This is a genomic window from Gordonia sp. UBA5067, assembly GCF_002414845.1.
GTDB classification, from domain to species: domain Bacteria; phylum Actinomycetota; class Actinomycetes; order Mycobacteriales; family Mycobacteriaceae; genus Gordonia; species Gordonia defluvii.
In genome coordinates this window covers 1-8,228 of sequence record NZ_DIAX01000080.1, presented here as the reverse complement: position 1 = coordinate 8,228, position 8,228 = coordinate 1, and the positions used below count along the sequence as shown (strand labels likewise).

Genomic DNA, 8,228 nt, shown 5'->3' with positions numbered 1-8,228 from the left:
CGAGCTGGCCAAGGCGCTCGCCGAATTCCTCTTCGACGACGAGCGGGCCATGGTCCGTATCGACATGAGCGAATACGGCGAGAAGCACAGCGTCGCCAGGCTGGTCGGTGCGCCTCCCGGCTACGTCGGCTACGAGTCGGGCGGACAGCTCACCGAGGCCGTCCGGCGTCGTCCCTACTCCGTCATCCTCTTCGACGAGGTGGAGAAGGCCCACCCGGATGTCTTCGACGTGCTGCTGCAGGTCCTCGACGAGGGGCGGCTGACCGACGGACAGGGCAGCACGGTCGACTTCCGCAACACCATCCTCATTCTGACGTCAAACCTCGGCGCCGGCGGTGACAAGGAACAGGTGATGGCGGCGGTCCGATCGGCCTTCAAGCCGGAGTTCATCAACCGCCTCGACGCGGTCCTGATCTTCGACGCGCTGAGCCCCGAGGAACTGGTGACCATCGTCGACATCGCGCTCCAGAGCCTGGGCAAGCGGCTCGCGGCGCGGCGCCTGACCCTCGACGTCACGCCGAAAGCCAAGGAGTGGCTGGCCGAGCGCGGGTTCGACCCGCTCTACGGTGCGCGCCCGTTGCGCCGGCTGGTACAGCAGGCCATCGGCGACCAGCTCGCCAAGGCGTTGCTGGCCGGCGACATCCGCGACGGCGACACCGTCGTCGTCGATGTGACCGGCGACGGCGAATCGCTGGCCGTGGCGGCGGGGGCCGAAGTGAGCGACGCCGCGGCCGGCTGACCGCGGTTCAGCGGGCGAGGAGCCGGTGGGCGATCAGCGTGTAGAGCTTCGCGGCGGTGAGGAGATCGTCCACGGCGACCGACTCATCGGCCTGGTGGGCCTGGTCGTTGATGTCGCCCGGGCCGAGCACGATGGATCGGATGCCCAGATCGCGGTGCAGGAAGCCCGCATCGCAGGCGGCGCTCCATACCCGCGGGGCCGGATCCAAGCCGAGCGACGCCAGTGCCTCGCCGACGCCGACGGTCAGCGGATCGTCGGCGGCCGTCGCGAACGCGGGGGTCTCCGAATCGACGGCGACAATGACGGCGGCCTCGGCGGGCAGGCCGAGTGCGGCGATCTGCGCGCGCAGGCCGGCGGCGACAACGGCGATCTCCTCGTCGGGCAGGAGCCGGCGGTCGACGCCGAGGCGACAGTCGGCGGCGACGACATTGATGCCCTGCCCGCCGGCGATGGTGCCGACATTCCATGTCGCGGCACCGAGCTCGGGGTGGGGGCGTCGCGCGAGGCGCTCACCGTCATCGGCGATGACGGCGAGAATGCGGCCGGCGACGGCGATGGCGCTGCAGCCGTCGCCGGGGCGCCCGGAATGGGCGGCCTTGCCGGTGACGGTGATCGCCACGTTGGCGGTGCCGCGGCCGGCGTGCACCGCGCGCAACCGGGTGGGTTCGGCAACGATGCAGCCCAGCACGTTGCCGGCCCGGGCCCGGCGTGCCACGTAGGCGCGTGCGCCGAGGCCGCCGGCCTCTTCGTCGGCAGTGCAGACGAACTCGACGCGACCGCCGAGCCCGGCGCGGGCGAGCACGCCCATCGCCGCGACGATCGCCGCCAGGCCGCCCTTCATGTCGGCGGCCCCGCGGCCGGTGAGCCGTCCGCCCGACACCCGCGCACCGAACGGGTCCTGCGACCATCCGGTCCCGGCCGGGACAACATCAGAATGCCCCAGAAACAACAGGGCCGGACCGGGGGTCGACGGTCCCGGCAGGGTCGCCACCAGATTCGGGCGCCCGGGAGCGGCGTCGACGACGTCGACGGCCAGCCCTGCGTTTCGGCAGGCATCGGCGAGTACGGCCACCGTCGTGGCCTCGGTCGCGCCCGGATTCTCGCTGCGCTCGGCGATCAGCGAGGTCGTCAGTGCGACGATCGGATCGGCCGTCAACTGCCGTAGAAGGGCTTCCTCGGTGCCGGTCAACAGCGGGGTCATCGCCGTCGCCCTACCGACTTGGTGATCAGAACTGCGGGTCGCATGCCCACCGATAGTAAGGTGGCAGGCGATGACCAGCATCGTGTACTTCCTCATCGCCATCCTCGCGCTCGCCGGGGCCGGGCTCCTGCTGTGGCTCGATCGCCAGCGGTCCTCCGTCGCGCGCGCCAACCGTGAGGTGTGGGCCGAGGCCCAGGGCTTCGACTACCGTGAATCGGACACGAAGCTGCGCCGGGTCTTCCGGCGTGCCGCCATGGACGTTCCCGACCACGTGGAGGTCCGTGACGTCGCATTCGGCGACTACGACGGCGCCGAAGCCGTCGTCTTCGATCTCACCGAGACCGCGACGATCGTGGCAGTGCGCCGCAAGGCCGCGTCGCAGGTGATCGTCGATCTCCGCCACGAAGACGTTCTCGCCCCGGCCGAGACCGACGTCGAACTGCTCGGCGCCATGGGGCCGCGCGTGATGTTCTCCAACAATCTCGAGGTGGCCCGGCGGGTATGTGACCGCCGGATGATCGCACTGGCCAACGCCGCCCCGCCGTACGTCGAGGTGCTGTGGACCGAGGGTAAATGGGCGCTGGGATCCATGCCGTTGACCAACGACGCCACGCGTCTCGACGCGGCCCTGGATGTGGTGCGCCGATTTGCTGATCTGCTGCGCGTCCTGCCGCCCTCGGTCGATCCGCAGGATGCCCCGGATCCGCGGGACCCGCACGGCCCGACCAATGCCGAACTGGCCGACGAGAAGACCGAGAATATGCGCGACAAGCGTCGGCGCGAGGCACTTGAACAGTCCGAGTACGACCCATTCGGCCGCACACCGCCGGGCCCACCCGCTCCGGCGCGGCGTTCTTCGCCGCGCCCACCCGCACCGCAGCAGCAAGGGGTCGTGCCACCGTCCGTCCAGTCACCGTCCGTCCAGCCGCCGCCCGTCCAGTCGCCGCCCGTCCAGCCGCCGCCCACGCAGCCGCCGCCCACACAGCCGGGATGGCGGCGGCCGGGACCGCCGCGGTCGCAGTTGCACCCCGGTGACGATCAGCGGTGAGCGTCGCCGGCCGGGAGCGGCTCGCCGCTCTCGTGAGTGAATTGGCCGTCGTACACGGCCGGGTCACCCTGTCCTCGGGCAGGGAGGCCGACTACTACGTCGACCTGCGTCGCGCGACCCTGCACCACGAGGCGGGCCCGTTGATCGGCGCCCTCATGCGCGAGTTGACCGCCGACTGGGATTTTGCCGCGGTGGGGGGCTTGACGCTGGGTGCCGACCCGGTGGCGACGTCGATCATGCACGCCCCGGGGCGGCCGATCGACGCCTTTGTGGTCCGCAAGGCCGCCAAAACGCACGGCATGCAGCGACGCATTGAAGGGCCGGACATCACCGGTCGGCGCGTACTGGTCGTCGAGGACACCTCCACCACCGGCGCGTCGCCCAGCGCGGCGGTGGAAGCGGCGCGCGCGGCGGGTGCGACGGTCGTCGGCGTGGCCACCGTGGTCGATCGTGCGACCGGTGCGGACGAGGTCATCGGTGCGCTCGGCGTGCCCTACCGGTCGTTGCTCGGCCTGGCCGACCTCGGCTTGGCCTGAACCCTCCGTCCCGATGGTTACCGCATCGCCCGGCGATCAGCCCGGGCCCACCGAATGGCAGGCCCGGACCGGGCCTGCCGTCGGGGTCGGCCCCTGGCCCGGCGATCTACCCAGCGACCTGCGCTACGACCCGCAGTTGCTCACCGAGGGGGACACCCGCAACGTCGTCGACGCCTATCGGTACTGGACGCGAGAGGCCATCGTCGCCGACATCGACGCGCGCCGGCACCCGTTCCACGTCGCGATCGAGAACTTCGCGCACGACGCCAACATCGGCACCGTGGTGCGCACCGCCAACGCCTTCGCCGCCGCAGCCGTGCACATCGTCGGCCGCCGGCGGTGGAATCGACGGGGCGCCATGGTTACCGACCGCTATCAGCATCTCGAGCACCATGACACCGTCGCCGGCCTGATCGGGTGGGCCCGGGAGCGGGGTCTGGCCGTGGTCGCGGTCGACAACACCCCCGGGGCCCTGCGCATCGAGCGGGCGCGGCTGCCGCGCGAGTGTGTCCTGCTGTTCGGGCAGGAGGGGCCCGGGGTCAGCGCCGACGCGCAGTCGGGCGCGGATCTGACCGTGTCGATCGCGCAATTCGGTTCGACGCGCTCGATTAACGCAGGGGTGGCGGCCGGGATCGCCATGCACGCGTGGGTGGGCCAGCATGCCGATTTCGACGAGGCCTGGTAGCGGTTACCGGTAGCGGTTTAGGGGCCGCGCTGGGTGAGCATCGTGCCCATCAGGCCGGTCTCCTTGCTCTGGGTGCCGATCATCGATCGGGCCAGCTGACGGGTGAGGCCGTCGGGAACCTGTGCGACGAGGTCCTGTGCCATGGCGATCCCGCCGTAGTGGTGTCGCTGCATCAACTGCAGGAAGCGCGTTGCGGCCGCTGCCGGCGGGAGGGAAGCGAGTGCGGACAGATCGTCGGCGGTGGCCATCCCGGGCATGGTGGTGTGGGCCGCGCCGTGATCGTGCATACCGCCGGTCGTGCCGTAGCGAGTCATCCACGACATCGGCGCCGGGTTGACCAGCGGCTGGTCGGCCAGCAAGAGCCAGCCGGTCATGGTGCCGATCTCGTTGGCCTGGGCGACGCGGATCTGCCGCGCCAACGATCGGACACCGTCGTCGACCCCCGGCCGGTCGATGAGTTGGGCCATCGATAAGGCCTGTTGGTGGTGGGCCGACATGTCCTGCAGGAACCCCACTTCGACCGTGGACAACAATGCGGCGGCGCCGTGATCGTCGTCGATGATCACCGGGCGCAGCATGATCCCGGCGATCAGCGCGATGGCGGTGACGGCGAGCAACGTCACCGCGGTCACCAACCGGCCGGTCCATGCTGGTCGGGGCGGTGTCACGACCCGATTGTCGAGCGCTGGTTCGGTGGTGGCGTATAGACGTCGTTGGTCAGCTCCAGCACCTGAAATCCGTTGTCCGAACACGTGGCATAGAGCTTGTTGCCCCGCCATTCCGGTGGCGAGAAGCACCAGTCGGTGGACAGGTCGCCGAGCAGCCGGCCCGACCGGTTGCTCAACGCCTGACGGGGATCGAAGTTGCCCTGCGCCAGCGACTGGAGAATCGCCGGAGCGGACAGCAGTGGGATGCCGAGTACCGACGCCAGGGCATGCGAGGAGTTCCACAGCTCGGTATGCCGGTTGGTCTTGGCGGGTGGGTTGTAGTACGCGATCTCTTTGACGCGCAAAGGATTTCGCACGTCGAATACCCGGATGCCCGACGATATCCAGCCGCAGGCGAGCGCGGTCGGGTCGACCTGCCGGTCAGCGGCGCAATAGTGCGACTCGTAGGCGAAGGCGCCGCCGCCCATGCTGGAGGCGAGTCCGCGCGCCTGGTTCTCGGGCAGGTTGATGGCGAGTTTGATGTTGTTGACCTGCCGTGGCGTGCGACGGTCGGTGACGTCGACGACCTTGACGCCGCCGGAACCGCCTTCGAGTGCGGTGAACAGGAATTGCTTGGTCCCGTAGGACACCGGAATGCTGTGCTGGGTGGCCCAGCCGTTGGACCAGCTCAGCTGGGAGAGCTTGCGGATCTGGGGGTTCGGGCGACGTAACTGGACGTCACTCACGTCGTAGATGCTGATCCCGCCGAAGTTGTGCGACAGGTACAGGGTGCGGCCGTCGGGGCTGACGCCGACGCCGTGCGCCTCGAGACCGGTCAGGGACTGGGCGACCACGCTGGGGCGCGACGGGTTGCGCAGGTCGACGGCGCTGATCAGACCCGGGCCGAGGCCCGACGTCCAGTAGGTCCGACCGTCGGGCGAGAAGCCGCCCTCATGTGCGGTGATCGGCAGGGGGGCGTTGAGCGAGCCGGGCCCGCCGTCGTTGAGCAGGCGCGGATGGGCGCAGTCGCTGACGTCGTACACCGCGAGCAGCCCGGCGCCGAAGAGCAGCGGCACCCCGGTGCCGACGAGGAGTTTGCTGTTGCGGTTGGTCTTAAGGCTTTCCCAGGTGCCGGCGATCATCGCGGGCGCGCGCAGCGTCGCGGACCTGGTGGGTCGCGCCGGGTTGGCTGCGTCGATCACGGCGACCCCGGTATCGGGACCCACGAGCGATCCGGGGAACAGGGTCCCCATGTAGCCGCAGTGGTCGTAGCTGGTCGACGTGACGCCGCTGCCATGGCCGGTGTACTCGCCCATGAGCGAGATATTGCAGCGGTAACCGCGGGTGCTGCGGCCGGAGTCGCGGTCGGCGGCGGGGACGTCGCCCTGAACACCCCGCTCCGGCAGCGAGCCGGGCCCGCAGGTGGCCGGCGATACCGGCGGGGGGGCCGCGGTTGCGGTCGGCATCAGGGACGCGACCACGGCGACCGCCGCCAACGTGGTCGCCGCAATAAGCGCGCCAGTCCGTGTTTTCTCCACGAGATACCCCCAGGAAGCGAGACAGATTCCCGATACTGTGTCACGCATCACTTACTTCAGTCAAGCGACTGAATAGGTGGACTCGGCAGTTCAGGCCGGCGGTGCCAGCCACAGCCCCAACAGACCGTCGACCATCGCGTCGGCGAATGGGCGCCATGACTGACTGGGCGAGGGAGTGGTCGCGTTGCGGGTGCGCTCGAAATCGGCGAACGCCGAAATCAGCGCGTTGCGGATCAGCATCGTGCGTACGGTGGCCGCCACCGGCGGTAGCTCGGGAATCGACGCATCGAGCCCGTCGACGATCTGCATGAGGGTCGACGACGAGGTGGCGTGCTCGTAGAGCAGACCGGAGGCCGTGGGGTCGGCCGCCATCTGCACGCAGAAAGCGGCGAAATGTGTTGGACCCGGACTGGTTCCGAGGTACTCGATTTGGGGGTGGACCAGGCATCGGAGCCAATCGCGTGGCGAAACCTGCTCCTTTAATTCGTCGACCATGTGCCGCCGAAGCGCTTCGATGGGCGCGTTGCGGGTGCGCAGCAACTCGCGCAGCAGGCCGTCGCGTGAGCCGAAGTGGTAGCCGATCGCGTAATTGTTGCGCTGCCCCGCCGCCTCGCAGATCTGCCGGTGGGAGACGGCGGCGATCCCGTGCTCGGCGAACAGTTTCTCCGCCGCCATCAGTAGTAATAGCCGCGTGTGCGCCGATTGGTCGCCGCGTACCCTCATACCGCCATTATGGGTGACCGGGGTCAGGCGGCCGACTCGTCCACGCCGGCGTTGGCGTTCCGGCGCCGGCGGTACCACTCGAACACCATCGGCAGGACAGACAGGACGACGATCAAGATGAAAATCGGCTCGATCAGCTTCTGGATGATTGAGAACTGTCCGAGCCAATAACCCAGCAGGGTGATCCCCGCGCCCCAGACGATGGCGCCGAGCACGTTGTAGGCCGTGAAAATCGAGAACCGCATGCGCGCCGAGCCGGCGACGATCGGAGCGAGCGTACGGACTATCGGGACAAAGCGGGCGAGGAAGATGGTGATGGGCCCGCGCTTCTCGAAGAATTCGTGGGCTTCGTCGAGGTAGCGCTGCTTGAGGAATCGGGCGTCGGGCTTGAACATTTCGACGCCGATGAACCGGCCGATCCAATAGCCGACCTGACCGCCCAGGATGGCCGCGATCGGGATCGTGATGACCAGCCACCAGATGTTGAAGTTCGCGTCGGCAACCTGCTGCGCATGGTCGGCGGAGGCGCTTCCGGCGGCGATCAATCCGGCGACGAACAGCAGCGAATCGCCCGGCAGAACCGGGAACAGGACCCCCGACTCGATGAAGATCACCAGCAGCAAACCCCAGAATGCGGCGGCACCGAACCAGCCGATCAGGTTGAACGGGTCCAAGATGCCGGGGAGGGCCACGAAATCAGTGGTGGTCTGCGCCAATGACAAGTAGTTCACAGGCCACAAGGCTACCGGCGGCGGTCTGAGAGGTGACTGAGTGTGTCTGATTCGACGGCGGCGCACAGCGCGCACGGCGGGCTTGCCATACTGGCAGGGCACGTGACACTCGCTGAGTGCGAGTTAACCGAACTCTCGTTGGAGGACCGTTGCCATGCCCATTGCCACTCCGCAGACCTACGCCGAGATGCTGCAGAAGGCCAAGGACGGCGGGTACGCCTTCCCTGCCATCAACTGCACGTCATCGGAGACGATCAACGCCGCCATCAAGGGCTTCGCCGATGCCGGATCCGACGGAATCATTCAATTTTCCACCGGCGGTGCCGAGTTAGGCTCGGGCCTGGGGGTCAAAGACATGGTGACCGGCGCCGTGGCGCTGG

At 68.7% G+C, this 8,228-nt stretch carries 10 protein-coding genes; 5 read left to right on the top strand and 5 right to left on the bottom strand.

What is annotated here, in order from left to right; all coding sequences use genetic code 11:
- Positions 1-739, top strand: a 739-nt coding sequence (locus tag B4M62_RS13090) for an AAA family ATPase (RefSeq protein ID WP_290713743.1), incomplete at its 5' end; no start/stop codon positions are given.
- A 7-nt stretch (positions 740-746) separates the two neighbouring features.
- On the opposite strand, the gene B4M62_RS13085 is transcribed toward B4M62_RS13090, so the two are convergent.
- Positions 747-1,940 (bottom strand): M20 family metallopeptidase, encoded by a 1,194-nt coding sequence (locus B4M62_RS13085; RefSeq protein ID WP_290713740.1) that lies wholly within the window; start codon positions 1,938-1,940, stop codon positions 747-749.
- 70 nt (positions 1,941-2,010) lie between these two features.
- Here B4M62_RS13085 and B4M62_RS13080 point away from each other — a divergent pair, with 70 nt between their 5' ends.
- Genes B4M62_RS13080 through B4M62_RS13070 form a run of 3 tightly spaced genes read left to right on the top strand, consistent with a single transcriptional unit; the run spans position 2,011 to position 4,209 of the window.
- A complete protein-coding gene (locus tag B4M62_RS13080; RefSeq protein WP_290713737.1) occupies positions 2,011-2,988 on the top strand; it encodes a hypothetical protein in 978 nt (325 codons plus the stop codon).
- A complete protein-coding gene (pyrE, locus tag B4M62_RS13075) occupies positions 2,985-3,524 on the top strand; it encodes an orotate phosphoribosyltransferase (protein ID WP_290713734.1) in 540 nt (179 codons plus the stop codon). Before B4M62_RS13080 ends, pyrE begins: the two co-directional genes overlap by 4 nt.
- Positions 3,525-3,537: 13 nt before the next feature.
- On the top strand, positions 3,538-4,209 hold the full coding sequence (locus B4M62_RS13070; protein WP_290713731.1) for a TrmH family RNA methyltransferase: 672 nt from the start codon (positions 3,538-3,540) through the stop codon (positions 4,207-4,209).
- Positions 4,210-4,226: 17 nt separating this feature from the next.
- Here B4M62_RS13070 and B4M62_RS13065 read toward each other — a convergent pair whose 3' ends face one another.
- The 4 genes from B4M62_RS13065 to B4M62_RS13050 form a co-directional block, all read right to left on the bottom strand.
- The gene (locus B4M62_RS13065) at positions 4,227-4,877 is read right to left on the bottom strand and encodes a DUF305 domain-containing protein (protein WP_290713727.1); all 651 of its coding nucleotides are present in this window, start codon (positions 4,875-4,877) and stop codon (positions 4,227-4,229) included.
- On the bottom strand, positions 4,874-6,322 hold the full coding sequence (locus B4M62_RS13060; protein ID WP_290713724.1) for an LVIVD repeat-containing protein: 1,449 nt from the start codon (positions 6,320-6,322) through the stop codon (positions 4,874-4,876). The genes B4M62_RS13065 and B4M62_RS13060 overlap by 4 nt, the downstream gene beginning before the upstream one ends.
- Positions 6,323-6,484: 162 nt before the next feature.
- The gene (locus tag B4M62_RS13055; RefSeq protein WP_290713721.1) at positions 6,485-7,117 is read right to left on the bottom strand and encodes a TetR/AcrR family transcriptional regulator; all 633 of its coding nucleotides are present in this window, start codon (positions 7,115-7,117) and stop codon (positions 6,485-6,487) included.
- Positions 7,118-7,140: 23 nt separating this feature from the next.
- Positions 7,141-7,848, bottom strand: coding sequence for a DedA family protein (locus B4M62_RS13050; RefSeq protein ID WP_290713718.1), 708 nt, complete (start codon positions 7,846-7,848; stop codon positions 7,141-7,143).
- 154 nt (positions 7,849-8,002) lie between these two features.
- Here B4M62_RS13050 and B4M62_RS13045 point away from each other — a divergent pair.
- Positions 8,003-8,228: class II fructose-bisphosphate aldolase (locus B4M62_RS13045; RefSeq protein ID WP_290713715.1), on the top strand; the 226-nt coding region annotated here is incomplete at its 3' end.